This is a genomic window from Pseudomonas sp. (genome assembly GCF_049300855.1).
GTDB lineage: Bacteria > Pseudomonadota > Gammaproteobacteria > Pseudomonadales > Pseudomonadaceae > Aquipseudomonas.
Genome location: NZ_JBAQKH010000046.1, coordinates 1 through 16345, shown reverse-complemented (window position 1 = coordinate 16345; position 16345 = coordinate 1). Strand labels below are relative to the sequence as shown.

General features: G+C 60.0%; 12 protein-coding genes. 1 reads left to right on the top strand and 11 read right to left on the bottom strand.

The features are described from left to right. Window positions 1-2: 2 nt before the first annotated feature. From WA225_RS24020 to flhA, 11 genes are all read right to left on the bottom strand, one after another. Complete coding sequence (locus WA225_RS24020) at window positions 3-791, bottom strand: ParA family protein (RefSeq protein WP_422609922.1); 789 nt, start codon at window positions 789-791, stop codon at window positions 3-5. A gap of 43 nt (window positions 792-834) precedes the next feature. Further along, window positions 835-1725: a flagellar motor protein MotD gene (gene motD, locus WA225_RS24015; protein ID WP_008077690.1), complete on the bottom strand. Its 891-nt coding sequence runs from the start codon at window positions 1723-1725 to the stop codon at window positions 835-837. A 12-nt stretch (window positions 1726-1737) separates the two neighbouring features. Next, window positions 1738-2478: a flagellar motor protein gene (locus tag WA225_RS24010; protein WP_016987476.1), complete on the bottom strand. Its 741-nt coding sequence runs from the start codon at window positions 2476-2478 to the stop codon at window positions 1738-1740. Continuing rightward, window positions 2478-3626, bottom strand: coding sequence for a protein-glutamate methylesterase/protein-glutamine glutaminase (locus WA225_RS24005; protein WP_150752210.1), 1149 nt, complete (start codon window positions 3624-3626; stop codon window positions 2478-2480). Before WA225_RS24005 ends, WA225_RS24010 begins: the two co-directional genes overlap by 1 nt. A 49-nt stretch (window positions 3627-3675) precedes the next feature. Next, window positions 3676-5943 carry a chemotaxis protein CheA gene (locus tag WA225_RS24000; protein ID WP_422609921.1) on the bottom strand — a complete coding sequence of 756 codons (2268 nt, stop codon included), beginning with the start codon at window positions 5941-5943 and terminating at the stop codon, window positions 3676-3678. 54 nt (window positions 5944-5997) lie between these two features. Next, entirely contained in the window at window positions 5998-6786 is a 789-nt protein-coding gene (locus WA225_RS23995; protein ID WP_422609920.1) for a protein phosphatase CheZ, read from the bottom strand. A gap of 18 nt (window positions 6787-6804) precedes the next feature. Beyond that, on the bottom strand, window positions 6805-7176 hold the full coding sequence (locus WA225_RS23990) for a chemotaxis response regulator CheY (protein WP_161986607.1): 372 nt from the start codon (window positions 7174-7176) through the stop codon (window positions 6805-6807). A gap of 166 nt (window positions 7177-7342) precedes the next feature. Further along, a complete protein-coding gene (gene fliA, locus WA225_RS23985) occupies window positions 7343-8083 on the bottom strand; it encodes an RNA polymerase sigma factor FliA (RefSeq protein WP_007920004.1) in 741 nt (246 codons plus the stop codon). Next, complete coding sequence (gene fleN / locus WA225_RS23980) at window positions 8080-8910, bottom strand: flagellar synthesis regulator FleN (protein ID WP_003222917.1); 831 nt, start codon at window positions 8908-8910, stop codon at window positions 8080-8082. Before fleN ends, fliA begins: the two co-directional genes overlap by 4 nt. Before the next feature lie 116 nt (window positions 8911-9026). After that, window positions 9027-10367: a flagellar biosynthesis protein FlhF gene (gene flhF / locus WA225_RS23975; protein WP_008077677.1), complete on the bottom strand. Its 1341-nt coding sequence runs from the start codon at window positions 10365-10367 to the stop codon at window positions 9027-9029. Between the two features lie 11 nt (window positions 10368-10378). After that, window positions 10379-12508: a flagellar biosynthesis protein FlhA gene (gene flhA / locus WA225_RS23970; RefSeq protein ID WP_422609919.1), complete on the bottom strand. Its 2130-nt coding sequence runs from the start codon at window positions 12506-12508 to the stop codon at window positions 10379-10381. Window positions 12509-12853: 345 nt separating this feature from the next. Between flhA and WA225_RS23965 the strand changes: the two genes are divergently transcribed. Next, complete coding sequence (locus WA225_RS23965; RefSeq protein ID WP_422609918.1) at window positions 12854-16111, top strand: carbohydrate binding domain-containing protein; 3258 nt, start codon at window positions 12854-12856, stop codon at window positions 16109-16111. Window positions 16112-16345: the final 234 nt, after the last annotated feature.

Here is a 16345-nt window from a genome sequence, read left to right as displayed (position 1 = left end):
GCTTACGCCACCGCCGGAACAAGTTGTTGCGCCAGCAGATGCTTGAGCAGCGCGCGGTAGGCCAGCACGCCACGGCTCTTGCCGTCGAATTGCGACGGCGTGACACCGGCACGGCTGGCATCGCGCAGACGAGTATCGACCGGAATGTAACCCTGCCAGATCTCTTCCGGGAATTTGTCGCGCAGCACACGCAAGGTATGCATCGAGGCCTGCGTACGGCGATCGAACAGGGTCGGCACGATGCTGAACGGCAGCGCCTGTTTGCGCGAGCGGTTGATCATCGCCAAGGTGTTGACCATGCGTTCCAGGCCTTTGACGGCGAGGTGTTCGGTCTGCACCGGAATCACCAGTTGCTGGCTCGCCGCGAGGGCGTTGACCATCAGCACACCGAGCAATGGCGGGCTGTCGATCACCGCGTAATCGAAGTCCTGCCACAACTGCGCCAGACTCTTGGCGATTACCAGACCCAAGCCACTCTGCCCCGGCGACTGCCGCTCAAGGGTGGCCAGTGCGGTGCTCGACGGCAACAGGGAAATGCGTTCGTCACTGGTCGACAACAGCAACTGCCCCGGCAGGCCTTGCGGCACCGTGCCCTTGTGCAGAAACAGGTCGTAATTGCTGTGTTCCAGGCTGTCGGGATCGTAGCCGAAATAGCTGGTCATCGAGCCGTGCGGGTCGAGATCGACCACAACCACGCGCTTGCCCGCCTCGGCCAGCAATCCGGCTAAAGCGATGGAAGATGTGGTTTTACCGACACCACCCTTTTGATTGGCGACTGCCCAGACTCTCATTCAGTTCGTTCCTCCCGGCCGATATGCTCGACCGAGACATAGCTCAGCGTGTTAATGCGGGTGACGGAGAATTGACGGCACTCTCGCGTCCCGGCGTCTTGACCGGGGTCGGTGCAGTTTGTGTGCCAGCCCGCTTCAATGCAGCGTCCGGTTGCGCGTTGGCGGTTCCGGTGCCCGTCAGGCTGCGGCGTACATCGAGATTGCGCGAGACCACCAACACCACGCGACGGTTCTTCGCGCGGCCTTCAACGGTGGCGTTATTGGCCACCGGTTGAAACTCACCGTAACCCACCGACGCCAGACGACCGGGGTTCACGCCCTGCATCGCCAGCATGCGCACGATGCTCGCCGAACGCGCCGAGGACAGTTCCCAGTTGGTCGGGTACTGCGCGGTGCGGATCGGCTGATCGTCGGTAAAGCCTTCGACGTGGATCGGGTTATCGAACGGTTTGAGGATCGCCGCCACTTTGTCGATGATGTTGAAGGCGATGTCGCTTGGCATGGCGTCGCCGCTGCCGAACAACAGGCTGGAGTTGAGTTCGATCTCGACCCACAGCTCGTTGCCGCGCACAGTCATCTGGTTGGAGCTGATCAAGTCACCGAAGGCAGCGCTGATGTCATCGGCGATGCTTTTCAGCGGATCGCTGGCACCGGCGATACCGGCGTCGATCTGCTCGGCGTCCTTGACCAGCGGCTTGGCCGGGGTCACGGTTTTCGGTCGCTCGTCACCGATCGGGATCGGTTTGAGCGCGCGGTCGGAGTCTTTGAAAACGCCAACCAGCGCTTCGGAAATTTCCTTGTACTTGCCTTCGTTGATCGACGAAATCGAGTACATCACCACGAAGAACGCGAACAGCAGCGTGATGAAATCCGCGTAGGACACGAGCCAGCGTTCGTGATTGACGTGTTCTTCCTGGTGGCGACGACGAGCCATGAGGTTATTCCCTTAATCCATGAAGCCTTGCAGCTTCAACTCAATGGAGCGAGGGTTTTCACCTTCGGCGATCGACAGGATCCCTTCCAACAACATTTCGCGATAACGCGACTGCCGCAACGCAATTGACTTCAGCTTGGCGGCGATCGGCAGCAACACCAGGTTGGCACTGGCCACGCCGTAAATGGTCGCGACGAACGCCACGGCGATGCCGCTGCCCAGTTGCGTCGGATCAGCCAGGTTACCCATCACATGGATCAGGCCCATGACCGCACCGATGATGCCGATGGTTGGCGCGTAGCCGCCCATGCTTTCAAAGACTTTCGCCGCCTCGATGTCGCGGGCTTCCTGGGTGTAGAAATCCACTTCGAGGATGCTGCGGATCGCTTCCGGCTCGGCGCCGTCGACCAGCAGTTGCAGGCCTTTGCGCGAGTAATTGTCGGGTTCGGCATCCGCCACGCCTTCCAGGCCCAGCAGGCCCTCCTTGCGTGCGGTGAGGCTCCAGTTGACGACGCGGTCGATGCCACCGGCCAGATCGACCCGTGGCGGAAACAGAATCCAGGCAAGGATCTGCATGGCGCGCTTGAACGCGCTCATCGGCGATTGCAGCAGCGCGGCACCGATGGTGCCGCCCAGTACGATCAATGCCGCCGGGCCGTTGGCCAGCGCACCGAGGTGACCACCTTCAAGGTAGTTACCACCAATGATGGCGACGAACGCCATGATGATCCCGATAAGGCTTAAAACATCCATCAGATACACGCCTCGACAATGTGCTTGCCGATATCGTCGAGGCTGTACACCGCGTCGGCGAGGTCGGCTTTGACGATGGCCATCGGCATGCCGTAGATCACGCAGCTTGCCTCATCTTGTGCCCACACGGCGCTACCGCCCTGCTTGAGCAGACGCGCGCCTTCACGGCCATCGGCGCCCATGCCGGTCAATACCACCGCCAGAACTTTGTCACCGTAGGATTTCGCCGCAGAGCCGAAGGTGATGTCCACGCACGGCTTGTAGTTCAGACGCTCATCGCCCGGCAGGATTTTCACCGCGCCACGGCCGTCGATCATCATTTGCTTGCCACCCGGCGCCAGCAACGCCAGGCCCGGACGCAGGATGTCACCATCCTCGGCTTCCTTGACGCTGATGCGGCAGAGCTTGTCGAGACGTTCGGCAAAAGCCTTGGTGAACGCCGCCGGCATGTGCTGGATCAGCACGATCGGCGCCGGGAAATTCGCCGGCAACTGCGTCAGCACACGTTGCAGCGCCACCGGGCCGCCCGTCGAAGTACCGATGGCAACCAGTTTGTAGGCTTTGCGTTTCGGTGCTGGCGACGAAGCACTGGCGGCCGGGGCGCGAGTCGGTGCCGGCGCTGGAGCCGGACGTGCCGGCGCGCTGGTGCTGTGACTGCTGCTGTGGCTGCCGAAACTCGACGGCGCCGGAGCAGGCGTCGGCGCTGGCGCAGCCACTGGAGCCGGCGCGCTGTAAGCACTGAAACGACGATTACTGCGCGAGATGCTATGGACCTTCTCGCACAGCAGTTGCTTGACCTTCTCCGGGTTACGCGAGATGTCTTCGAAATTCTTCGGCAGGAAATCCACCGCGCCGGCGTCCAGCGCGTCCAGAGTGACCCGGGCGCCTTCGTGGGTCAGCGAGGAGAACATCAACACCGGGGTCGGGCAGCGCTGCATGATGTGCCGCACCGCCGTGATGCCGTCCATCATCGGCATCTCGTAGTCCATGGTGATCACGTCCGGCTTGAGTGCCAGCGCCTGATCAATCGCCTCTTTACCGTTGGTTGCAGTGCCGACCACCTGAATGCTCGGATCCGCAGAAAGAATTTCCGAGACGCGGCGGCGGAAAAAACCCGAATCGTCCACCACCAGGACTTTGACTGCCATAAACACTCCATTAGGTGCAGCGGGACGTTGTCGCCCCGCCGCCCCGGATTCAAATACGCCGTGCGGCGTAACGCTTGAGCATGCTTGGAACATCGAGAATCAGCGCGATGCGGCCGTCACCGGTGATGGTGGCGCCGGACATGCCCGGAGTGCCCTGCAGCATTTTGCCCAATGGCTTGATGACCACTTCTTCCTGACCGACCAGTTGATCGACGACGAAGCCGATCCGCTGAGTGCCCACCGAAAGGATCACCACGTGGCCTTCACGCTGCTCTTCGTGAGCGGCGGAGCTGACCAGCCAGCGCTTGAGGTAGAACAACGGCAGCGCCTTGTCCCGCACGATCACCACTTCCTGACCGTCGACGACGTTGGTGGTCGACAGGTCGAGGTGGAAGATTTCGTTGACGTTGACCAGCGGGAACGCAAACGCCTGATTGCCGAGCATCACCATCAGGGTTGGCATGATCGCGAGGGTCAGCGGCACCTTGATGACGATTTTCGAGCCCTGGCCCTTGGTCGAGTAGATGTTGATCGAGCCGTTGAGCTGGGAAATCTTGGTCTTCACCACGTCCATGCCGACACCACGGCCGGAGACGTCGGAGATCTCGGTCTTGGTCGAGAAACCCGGGGCGAAAATCAGGTTGTAGCACTCGGTATCGCTGAGGCGATCGGCCGCGTCCTTGTCCATCACACCGCGTTTTACCGCGATGGCGCGCAGGACGTTCGGGTCCATGCCTTTGCCGTCATCGGAAATCGACAGCAGGATATGGTCACCCTCTTGCTCGGCAGCCAAAACAACCCGACCGCCACGGGCCTTGCCCGACGCTTCGCGTTCTTCCGGCGACTCGATGCCGTGGTCGACGGCGTTGCGCACCAAGTGGACCAGCGGGTCGGCCAGGGCCTCGACAAGGTTTTTGTCGAGGTCGGTTTCTTCACCCACCAGTTCCAGGTTGATCTCTTTCTTGAGCTGACGCGCCAGATCTCGAACCAGACGCGGGAAGCGCCCGAAGACCTTCTTGATCGGCTGCATCCGCGTCTTCATCACGGCGGTCTGCAAGTCAGCGGTGACCACGTCGAGGTTCGACACGGCCTTTTGCATGGCTTCATCGCCGCTGTTCAGGCCCAGACGCACCAGACGGTTACGCACCAGCACCAACTCGCCGACCATGTTCATGATTTCGTCGAGACGCGCGGTGTCGACGCGCACGGTGGTTTCGGCTTCGCTCGCCGGTTTTTCCGGTGGCGGTGTTGCCGGCGCACGGGCCGGAGCCGGTGCAGCAGCGGCGGCCGGTTTTGGCGCTTCGGCTTTCGGCTCAGGCTTGGCGGCAGGCTTGGGCGCTGCGGCAGCGGCCGGTGCCTTGGCAGCAGGCGTGGCGACGGTCGAAGCACTGCCAGCAGCGGCGGTGCCGACTTCGGAGAACTTGCCTTTGCCGTGCAATTCGTCGAGCAGCGATTCGAACTCGTGATCGCTGATCAGATCGCTGCCGGCCGCCGCAGCAACCGGTGCGGCTGGCGCAGGTGCCGAGGCAATCGCCGACTCCAGCGCATCGACGGCAAAGTTGCCCTTGCCATGCAGCTGATCGAGCAGGGCTTCGAATTCGTCGTCGGTGATGTCGGAGCTGTCGCCCTTGGCCGGTGCCGCAGGAGCTGCCGCAACTGGCGCAACGGCATCCGCCGCGAACTGGCCCTTGCCGTGCAATTGATCGAGCAACGACTCGAACTCGGCATCGGTGATTTCATCGCTCGCGGCTTCAGCGGCCGTTTGCGCAGGTGCAACAGCGGCCGGGGCTTCGGCTTCGGCCTTGACGGCGTTCAGCGAGTCCAGCAGTTGTTCAAATTCGTTATCGGTGATGTCGCCCGAGTCGCCTTCGACGACCAGCTCTTCGATCATCGAAGCCACTGGCGAAGCCGGAGCTTCGTCCGCCGCTTGCGGTTCGGCCAGGCGCGCCAGGGCGGCCAGCAGTTGCGGGGTGGCAGCGGTGATCGGTGCACGCTCACGAACCTCAGTGAACATGCTGTTCACCGCGTCCAGTGCTTCGAGGACAACGTCCATCAGTTCTGCATCAACGCGACGCTCACCCTTGCGCAGGATGTCGAACACGTTTTCGGCGATGTGACAGCACTCCACCAGCTCATTGAGCTGAAGGAAGCCGGCGCCCCCTTTTACAGTGTGGAAACCGCGAAAAATTGCGTTGAGCAGATCTGCGTCATCCGGGCGGCTTTCCAGCTCGACCAGTTGTTCGGACAGTTGCTCAAGAATCTCGCCGGCCTCAACCAGGAAATCCTGAAGGATCTCTTCATCGGCGCCGAAGCTCATTAATGGGGTGCTCCTACAGGTCTAAAAACCCAAAAAACCTAAAATTCCAAAACTCTAGAACCCGAGGCTGGATAACAAATCGTCCACATCGTCCTGACCGGACACAACGTCTTCTCGTTTATCGGCATGAATCTGCGGACCTTCACCCTGCGAGAGATGTTTTTGTGGATCTTTTTCTGCAAGCATCGCGGCGCGGTCATGTTCGATGCCCGCAAAGCGGTCGACCTGACTGGCCATGAGCACGAGTTTGAGCAAATTGCTTTCGACTTCGGTGACCAGTTGGGTCACACGCTTGATCACCTGACCGGTGAGGTCCTGGTAATCCTGAGCCAGCAGGATGTCGTTGAGATTGCTCGACACCGCACGGTTGTCCGTGCTGCAGCGTGACAGAAAACCGTCGACCCGGCGCGCCAGCTCGCGGAACTCTTCAGCCCCGACCTCGCGACGCATGAAGCGACCCCAATCGGCGCTCAAGGTCTGGGCTTCATCAGCCAGACTGTTGACCACCGGCGTGGCGCTTTCCACCAGATCCATGGTGCGGTTGGCCGCGGCCTCTGTCAGCTTGACCACATAGCCCAGGCGTTCGGTGGCGTCGGTGATTTGCGACACTTCCTCGGCCTGCGGCATGTTCGGATCGATCTGGAAGTTGACGATCGCACTGTGCAGTTCACGTGTGAGCTTGCCGACTTCCTGATACAGGCCACGGTCACGGGTCTGATTGAGCTCATGGATCAGTTGCACAGCGTCGCCGAACCTGCCTTTTTCAAGGCTTTCGACCAGTTCGACCGCGTGTTTTTTCAGGGTCGACTCGAAATCGCCCTGTGAAGATTCGTTATGCTCCATAGCTCCCCCGCGCGTTCATCAGCCGATGCGTTCGAAAATCTTCTCGATTTTGTCTTTCAACGCCTGAGCCGTGAAAGGTTTGACGACGTAGCCGTTTACACCGGCCTGAGCGGCTTCAATGATCTGCTCGCGCTTGGCTTCTGCAGTCACCATCAGCACGGGCAAGTGCTTGAGCTTTTCATCGGCACGCACGTGACGCAGCAGGTCGATACCGGTCATGCCCGGCATGTTCCAGTCCGTTACCAGAAAGTCGATGCTGCCGCTGTTGAGCACCGGAATGGCGGTAACGCCATCGTCAGCCTCGACGGTGTTGGTGAACCCAAGATCACGCAGCAGGTTCTTGATGATCCGCCGCATCGTTGAGAAGTCATCAACGATGAGGATTTTCATGTCTTTGTTCAATTCGACCTCCAAGCAGTCTTAAACGCGCCCAGCACCTGGACGCGCCACTTCAATCAATCGGCGCAGCACTCGAAGACTGTCTGGAGCACAACAGAGCAAGACCGGTGCCGTTCATCACCGCACCAGCCTCGTTCGCAGTGTCCCCACACTGCCTTCAGCGCGCTCGCCACTCCCCCAAACGCCCCCGCAAACGGGCCGCGCACTGGCTGTGTAACTGGCTGACCCGCGATTCACTGACGCCAAGGACTTCACCGATCTCCTTGAGGTTCAGCTCTTCGTCGTAGTACAGCGCCAACACCAGTCGCTCACGCTCCGGCAAATTGGCAATCGCGTCCGCCAACGCCGCCTGGAAACGTTCATCTTCCAGATCGCGTGACGGCTCAAGATGAGCACTCGCGCCATCCTCGTGCAGCCCTTCGTGTTCGCCGTCCTGCAACAGATCGTCGAAACTGAACAGGCGGCTGCCCAAGGTGTCATTCAAAATCCCGTAGTAATCGTCGAGACTCAATTGGAGTTCGGCTGCAACCTCGTGATCTTTAGCGTCACGGCCGGTTTTAGCTTCAATTGAGCGAATTGCGTCACTGACCATACGGGTATTGCGGTGAACCGAGCGTGGCGCCCAGTCCCCTTTGCGCACTTCGTCGAGCATCGCGCCGCGGATTCGAATGCCCGCGTACGTTTCGAAACTGGCGCCTTTGCTGGCGTCATATTTGGTCGAGACTTCAAGCAGGCCGATCATCCCGGCCTGGATCAGGTCTTCGACCTGCACACTCGCCGGCAAGCGTGCCAGCAAGTGATAGGCAATGCGTTTGACCAGCGGCGCGTAACGCTCGATCAACTCATATTGAGCATCACGTGCCGACTTCTTGTAGTAGTTCATACCGCTTGCGGTCATAGCACGGGCCCTGCCGTTTGCTGCACGAGGCGCTCGACGAAAAACTCAAGGTGGCCACGCGGGTTGGCGGGCAGCGGCCAGGTATCGACCTTCTGCGCGATCGCCTTGAACGCCAGCGCGCACTTGGAGCGCGGGAAGGCTTCGTACACCGCACGCTGCTTCTGCACCGCTTTACGCACGCTTTCGTCGTATGGCACGGCGCCGACGTATTGTAGGGCCACGTCCAGAAAGCGATCCGTGACCTTGGTCAACTTGGCGAACAGGTTGCGCCCTTCCTGCGGGCTCTGCGCCATGTTGGCGAGAACGCGGAAGCGGTTCATGCCGTAATCGCGGTTGAGCAGTTTGATCAGCGCGTAGGCGTCAGTGATCGAGGTCGGTTCATCGCAGACCACCAGCAACACTTCCTGGGCTGCGCGTACAAAACTGACTACCGAGTCACCAATACCCGCAGCGGTGTCGATCACCAATACGTCGAGATTGTCGCCGATGTCGCTGAACGCCTGAATCAGACCGGCGTGTTGCGCCGGGCTCAGGTGCACCATGCTCTGCGTGCCGGACGCGGCCGGGACGATGCGAATACCGCCGGGGCCTTGCAACAGCACGTCGCGCAATTCGCAACGGCCTTCGATGACGTCGGCCAGCGTGCGTTTAGGGGTCAGACCCAACAATACGTCGACGTTCGCCAGCCCCAGATCGGCGTCCAGCAGCATGACCCTACGGCCAAGCTCTGCCAGCGCCAGAGACAAGTTCACTGACACATTAGTCTTGCCGACGCCACCTTTGCCGCCGGTCACCGCGATCACCTGTACGGGATGCATGCTGCCCATGTTATTTCTTTACCTTGTCTTGCATAGACGGAGGCCACATTACTGGCTGCGCGTTCACAACCGGAACAATGCATGGCAGACCATCGATGTAGGTACAAAAACTGTTCATGAATACCTCAGCCTACCTGCTTGGTCGGGCTGTGATAGATATCAGCGAACATGTCAGCCATGGCTTCTTCGCTGGGTTCTTCCTGCATTTGCACGCTGACGGCGCGGCTGACCAGTTGATGACGGCGCGGCAGATGCAAATCATCCGGAATCCGTGGGCCATCGGTCAGGTACGCGACCGGCAATTCATGACTGATCGCCAGGCTCAACACTTCGCCAAGGCTGGCCGTTTCATCCAGTTTAGTCAGGATGCAGCCGGCAAGCCCGCAACGCTTGTAACTATGATAAGCGGCGGTTAGAACCTGTTTCTGGCTGGTGGTTGCCAAGACCAGATAATTTTTTGAACGAATGCCACGACCGGCCAGACTTTCGAGCTGCATGCGCAGGGCTGGATCGCTGGCCTGCAGGCCGGCGGTATCGATCAGCACCACGCGTTTGCGCAGCAGTGGATCCAGCGCTTGCACCAGCGATTGGCCCGGGTCGACGTGGGTCACCGGCACATTGAGAATGCGGCCCAGCGTCTTCAGTTGTTCCTGCGCACCGATGCGGAAGCTGTCCATGCTCACCAGCGCGACGTTCTGCGCGCCGTACTTGAGCACGTAACGCGCGGCCAGCTTGGCCAGCGTGGTGGTCTTGCCCATGCCGGCCGGGCCGACCATGGCGATCACACCGCCCTCTTCCAGTGGCTCGACTTCCGGTACGGCAATCATCCGTGCCAGGTGCGCGAGCAGCATGCGCCAGGCCTGACGCGGCTCTTCGATATCAGTGATCATCGCCAGCAGATCGCGCGACAACGGCCCGGACAGACCGATACGTTGCAGACGGCGATACAGATTGGCTTGCGCCGGACGGCTGCCTTGCAGCTGATTCCAGGCCAGGGTGCCGAGCTGAACTTCCATCAGCTCGCGCAGGCTGTTCAATTCAAAACGCATCGAATCCAGTGCACGCGGATCGACGCCGCCGGAGGACTGCGCAGGCGCCGGGGCCGGACGCGCCGGAGCGGCGTAGGTCGGCTCGCTCAGCGGTTCGGCAGCGGTCAGCGGCAGACCCGCCGTCAATGGCAGACCGGCGAAAATCTGGCGATTGCTGTTGCCATCGGCTTCGCCACGCAGGCTCAGTTCGGCCTGGGCGGTGACGATGCGCGACTGGGTCTTGCGCAGTTCGTCTTCGAGTTCCATGTTCGGAACCCGTGGCGCCAGCGCCGACAATTTGTAATCCAGTGCCGCCGTCAGCTCGACACCGCCGGCAATGCGGCGATTGCCAATGATGGCGGCATCAGCGCCCAGCTCATCACGAACCAGCTTCATGGCCTGACGCATATCGGCGGCAAAGAAACGCTTAACTTGCATAAACCACTACCTCAGCCGTTGGGCCCTACTGTCGCAACGATGGTCACTTGCTTGTTGTCCGGTATTTCCTGGTAGGCCAGCACATGCAGCCCAGGGACTGCGAGGCGGCCAAAGCGCGAGAGCATCGCGCGGATTGGGCCTGCGACCAAAAGGATCACCGGCTGACCTTGCATTTCCTGACGCTGCGCCGCTTCGATGAGCGAACGCTGCAGCTTCTCGGCCATGCTTGGTTCCAGCAGAACGCCCTCTTCCGAGCCTTGTCCTGCCTTCTGCAGACTATTGAGCAATATTTGTTCCAACCTTGGTTCCAAGGTGATCACAGGCAGCTCGGACTCAGTGCCTACAATGCTTTGGACGATGGCGCGCGATACGCCGACGCGCACAGCAGCCACCAACGCGGCGGTATCTTGACTCTTCGCGGCGTTGTTGGCGATGGCTTCGGCGATGCTGCGGATATCGCGCACCGGCACGTGTTCGGCCAACAGCGCTTGCAGCACTTTGAGCAGTTGCGACAGCGAAACCACGCCCGGCACCAGCTCTTCCGCCAGTTTCGGCGAGCTTTTGGCCAGCAATTGCATGAGTTGCTGCACTTCCTCGTGGCCGATCAGCTCACTGGAATGCTTGTACAGAATCTGGTTCAAGTGCGTCGCGACCACGGTGCTGGCGTCGACCACGGTGTAACCGAGCGATTGTGCCTGCGCACGCTGGCTGATTTCGATCCACACCGCCTCCAGGCCGAAAGCCGGATCTTTGGCGTTGATACCGTTGAGCGTGCCGTAGACCTGGCCCGGGTTGATCGCCAGTTCGCGATCCGGGTAGATCTCGGCTTCGGCGAGAATCACGCCCATCAGGGTCAGGCGATAGGCGCTTGGCGCCAGATCGAGGTTGTCGCGGATGTGCACGGTCGGCATCAGGAAGCCCAGATCCTGCGAGAGCTTCTTGCGCACGCCCTTGATCCGCGCCAGCAGTTGCCCGCCCTGATTGCGGTCCACCAGCGGGATCAGGCGATAGCCGACTTCCAGGCCGATCATGTCGATCGGCGTCACGTCGTCCCAGCCCAGCTCTTTGGTTTCCATGGCGCGGGCCGGCGACGGCAGCAGATCCTGCTGGCGCTTGACCTCTTCCAGTGCCACGACCTTGGCGACGTTCTGCTTTTTCCAGAACAGGTACGCGCCGCCCGCAGCCAGCGCGGCCATGCTCAGGAACGAGAAGTGCGGCATGCCCGGGACCAGGCCCATGACGGCCATCAGACCGGCCGCCACCGCCAGCGCTTTCGGCGAGGCGAACATCTGGCGATTGATCTGTTTACCCATGTCTTCCGAACCGGAAGCACGGGTCACCATGATCGCTGCCGCTGTCGATAACAACAGTGATGGCAATTGCGCCACTAAACCGTCACCGATGGTCAGCAAGGCATAAACCCGACCGGCATCGCCGAAGCTCATGTTGTGCTGGAAGATACCGACAGCCATACCGCCGATGAGGTTGATGAACAGAATCAGCAGGCCGGCGATGGCGTCACCGCGGACGAACTTGCTGGCACCGTCCATCGAACCGTAGAACTCAGCCTCTTGGGCGACTTCCTGACGGCGCATCTTGGCCTGGTTCTGGTCGATCAAACCGGCGTTGAGGTCGGCGTCGATCGCCATTTGTTTGCCGGGCATCGCATCGAGGGTGAAACGCGCGCTCACCTCGGAAATCCGCCCGGCACCCTTGGTCACCACAACGAAGTTGATGATCATCAGGATCGCGAAGACCACGATACCGACCACATAGTTACCGCCGATCACCACTTCACCGAAGGCCTGAATCACCTTACCGGCAGCGGCGTGGCCGTCCTGACCGTGGAGCATTACAACGCGCGTCGAGGCGACGTTCAACGCCAGCCGCAGCAACGTCGCCACCAGCAGAATCGTCGGGAACACGGCGAAATCCAGCGGCCGCAGCGCATACACGCAGACCAGCAGGACAACGATCGACAGCGCGATGTTGAAGGTGAAGAACACGTCGAGCAGGAACGGCGGCACCGGCAACATCATCATCGCCAGCATCACCAGCAACAGCAACGGCACGCCCAGATTGCCTCGACTGAGGTCGGCAATATTCGAGCGAGCGTTGTTGATTAACTGAGAGCGATCCACCGGTTTTCCCCGTTCCTTTAAAGCAAACTTTTGACGCCCAGAGCGGGCTCACGGCGGTTACTGCAAGAAGCTTTCCAACTTTTGCCAAGGATTGAAACAGAGCGGTTTTGACCGTGAGTTTTCTGCTGACCGCGAAGGCCGCCTCACTGCCGACACATGTCTTCAGGCATAAAAAACTGCTACGTCATTTAACCGGGCCTGCGGTTTGTCGTTTCTTTCCTACAGCCCACATGACCGCTTGTCGGAAACCCGCCTGCACCTGTCAGATGTGACAGGTGCCTAATTCCTCCAACGCGCGCTCAATAACTCCGTCACCCAGCCCCCCCCTCGACCGGAGCCGAACCAATGTCCAGCCAAGCAAACCCTGCCCCCCAAGCCCTCAAGCAGCTGTACTTTCCGGCGTCGTCCAGCCTCGACCCTGCCGAGCACTATTTTGCAGGCATCCCCATTCGAGCCGTGGAAGGTGATCTGCAAGGCATCATCGCTGCCTATCTGACCATGTCCATTGGCGATCTGGTCGAGGTGTTTTGGGGCAATGCCGATACGGCCGTCTGGAGCAAAACCATCGAGCTTGATTCAGAACTCAACCAAAACGTGTCTTTTTCCATCGCCAGAGGCCACGTGCTCGAAGGTGACGCCACGCCTGTGTTCTACCGGATCTCGCGCAAAAATCAGTGTCCGGAAGATTCCACACCGGTACAGACCTTGCTGGTCAAACTCACCCGCCCCGGCGGCTACGATGACAACACCGAAGATGGCCACTCCGATCTCAACTTCTCCCTCGATTATTACAAGGTCGATGACACCCTGCCGGCCAAGGGTGTGACGTTGAGTGTCGTGACTTACCGCAACCTCACCCGATACGACCGCGTCCTTGCCCGCTGTGGCAGCCAGCAGGTGGTGCATGTCGTCACCCCGGAACAGGCTGAGGACCCGATCGGCCATCCGATCGAGATCGTGTTCAGCCGCGCCGTTATCGAAGCGGCCGGTGATGGCCGTGTCGCGGTGGCTTATCAGGTCATCGACCGCTGCGGCAACTATCCGGATGAGCGCGCACCGTGGTCGGCGCAACAGTATCTGTTGGTGGACATGAACGGGAATCGGCTGGACGAGCCACTAGTGCTGGTCAAGGGCGTGCCGACCACCCGGATCGATCTCGATACGCTCGGTGATGACGATGTAACTGCCCGCGTGTTAACCACGAGAAAGGATTTTGCCGTGGGTGACACGGTGGTGCTGACCTGGACCGGCACCTCGGCGCAAGGCTTGCAAATCATCGTCGGGCCGCTGGAGCAAACCGTCGACTCCGTACCTTCTCAACTCGACTTTCCCATCCCCAACGCCTCCGTCAAGGCCATTGCCAAGGGGAGCGCCTCGGTCGGTTATGTGCGCCGTCGCCCCAATCAGTTCGACCACTCTTCGAGAGAAAACAGCGTCAGCGTGATCGGCGACATCAGCCCGTTGGCCGCCCCCACCGTCGACGAGGCGCCCGGCGGGACACTGCCCCCCGAAACACCGTGGGCGACCGTGAACATTCCTTGGTATGCCGGTCGCCGTAGCAGCGACCTGATCAATCTGATCTGGTTCGCTCAGGCCCCCGATGGTGACGTTTATTACGATGACCCGCGCCCGGTCGGCGACGTGCCGGACCACGAGCCAGTGCGGCGCAGCGTCAGCAATAGCGAAATCAAGCGTTTCAACAGCCTCAGCGTCAAGGTCTATTACGTCGTTACCAACAGCGAAACGGCGCTGATGAGCGTGCGCGATTCACTGCCGTTCATCATGCAGGTGGGCGTCGCCTTGCCCACATTCGACCGCCCGGAAGTAGAAGAAGTAGAAGAGGCCGACAACGGCGTGCTCGATCCGGACAAAGTGCCTTCGACCGGTGCCACGCTGGTGATGACCCATCTCGCCACCCAGGACAAGGATCGTGTGACCTTCAGGTGGCGCGGCTCTGCCAGCGACGGCAGCGTCAGCAAGCATATTGACCTGATCCGCGAAACCGCCGGCAAGCGGGTGCGGATCACTGTGGAAAAACGGTATGTAACCGCCAACCTGAATGGCACCGTGGTCGCTGATTACAGTATTCAGCGCGACGGGAAGACGCTGGGGCATTCTCATGAGTTGTTGTTGAGCATCGGAACGGCACTCGAGGAGCCTGATGCACCGAAGATCGAGCAAGCGCCGAACGGCACCAGCCTCGACCCGATGAGCGCGCTGACCGACCTGATCGCGGTGGTCGACTACGACAAACGTCTCGGCGACCAGATCATCGTCACCTGGACCGGTGCGGCAGGCACACTGCCCGCCGGCTCGCACACCACCACCTCGCACACGGTAACGACAGTCGAACCGCAGAAGATTCCGTTGCAGGTGTCGGTCATTGCCTTCAGCCTCGGCAAGTCAGTCACGGTGAGCTACACCGTAACCCGTGGCAGCCGTGCATCCGTACCATCGAAAACCCTGACTCTGGCGGTGCTGCAACTTCCGACGAGGGAACTGAATACGCCGAAGATTACCGATGCTGACGCAAACAACGTACTGGACCTGGTCTCACTGGGTACAAAAAACGCCACCATCAGGGCCGGGGTCTTTCCGCTGATCGCTGTGGGGCAACAAGTGTGGATGGACCTGAAAGGCTTTAAAGAGAATGGCGACGAGCACAACGCGACGATATGGGACGGTGGGGGGTACTACGTCAACAACACCTGGGTGGGCCAGGGGTACTGGCCCAAGGCAGTTGGCAGTAGCTACTTCAAGCAACTCGGGCATGGAACCCCACTGACACTCGAGTTCAGGGTCGCAATGGACAAGAGCGACATCGAAGACAATGCGCTGGAATTTCCGGTTGGCATTTATACGATCACTAACATCAAGGATGTAAAGCCGACCATTACCAACGTGACCGACTCCAGGGGCATAGTCGTGCAGGATGGCACTACATTTGATCGCTCAGTCACCGTCTTCGGAACAGCCTTCTCCGGCCAGAAAATCCGCTTGTACAATGGCTCCGACGTACTCATCAATGAAGTTACAGCTAACGTGGGCGGCGACTGGAGCCAAGCCATCAGTTCGTTGGGCATAACGTCCTACAGCCTCACCGCGCTGGCTTTGTATGGCAGCAACCAGATGTCGACTCCTCCACGCAAGTTTAGAGTCATCACCACTCTGGAAAGAGACTTCACCGATTTCGACAATGAAAACTGGAATGGCTGGATCGGCGGGCCGGGAGTAGACCCGAGGGACCTGGCGTTACGTGAGGTAGATGGCAATTGGACGTTCTTTAACTACACCCACACAAACAGCTCCGACGGAGTGATCATTCAAAAGGGACTGACCCATCTGGAGCGAGGCCGTAGCTACCAGTTTTCGATCAAAGCCATTCGGTACGGTACCCATAGTTATGCGCCATCCCTGTCGATCAGAGCAGGCGGCCTCCCGGTCGCCGGCCCTACCCAAATCACCTCCACGAGCGACTGGATAACTTTGTCAGGCACTTTTACTGCCTCTGCCACTTCCATCACCGTTGACATTTACAGCCATGTCGCCACTTCCCAGGGCAACGACTATCAAATTGACGATATAGAAATCCTGGCCCTCTAAGTGGCTGAGCCGAACCATTCCCAGTGAAGTAGCGGGAATGGTTCGCATCACCTTCCTGAAGAGCAACCGGGGACAGACCACGTTTCATCCAACCGGTCGCCCGATCTTATGTTGCCTACAGCTATGCCAGAATCGGCCGGCTTGTGCGCCTTGAGGCCGAGTTCTGTTGCGGATCGAATGTTTGGGGAGCTGGCGCTGGATAATCTGGAATTGCCGGGCTGAGGCAGGCATTGG

Excerpts from the sequence above, each read along its gene's own strand:
- WA225_RS24020 (WP_422609922.1), bottom strand. The coding sequence starts at position 791 with ATGAGAGTCTGGGCAGTCGCCAATCAAAAGGGTGGTGTCGGTAAAACC.
- motD (WP_008077690.1), bottom strand. The coding sequence starts at position 1,725 with ATGGCTCGTCGTCGCCACCAGGAAGAACACGTCAATCACGAACGCTGG.
- WA225_RS24010 (WP_016987476.1), bottom strand. The coding sequence starts at position 2,478 with ATGGATGTTTTAAGCCTTATCGGGATCATCATGGCGTTCGTCGCCATC.
- WA225_RS24005 (WP_150752210.1), bottom strand. The coding sequence starts at position 3,626 with ATGGCAGTCAAAGTCCTGGTGGTGGACGATTCGGGTTTTTTCCGCCGC.
- WA225_RS24000 (WP_422609921.1), bottom strand. The coding sequence starts at position 5,943 with ATGAGCTTCGGCGCCGATGAAGAGATCCTTCAGGATTTCCTGGTTGAG.
- WA225_RS23995 (WP_422609920.1), bottom strand. The coding sequence starts at position 6,786 with ATGGAGCATAACGAATCTTCACAGGGCGATTTCGAGTCGACCCTGAAA.
- WA225_RS23990 (WP_161986607.1), bottom strand. The coding sequence starts at position 7,176 with ATGAAAATCCTCATCGTTGATGACTTCTCAACGATGCGGCGGATCATC.
- fliA (WP_007920004.1), bottom strand. The coding sequence starts at position 8,083 with ATGACCGCAAGCGGTATGAACTACTACAAGAAGTCGGCACGTGATGCT.
- fleN (WP_003222917.1), bottom strand. The coding sequence starts at position 8,910 with ATGGGCAGCATGCATCCCGTACAGGTGATCGCGGTGACCGGCGGCAAA.
- flhF (WP_008077677.1), bottom strand. The coding sequence starts at position 10,367 with ATGCAAGTTAAGCGTTTCTTTGCCGCCGATATGCGTCAGGCCATGAAG.
- WA225_RS23965 (WP_422609918.1), top strand. The coding sequence starts at position 12,854 with ATGTCCAGCCAAGCAAACCCTGCCCCCCAAGCCCTCAAGCAGCTGTAC.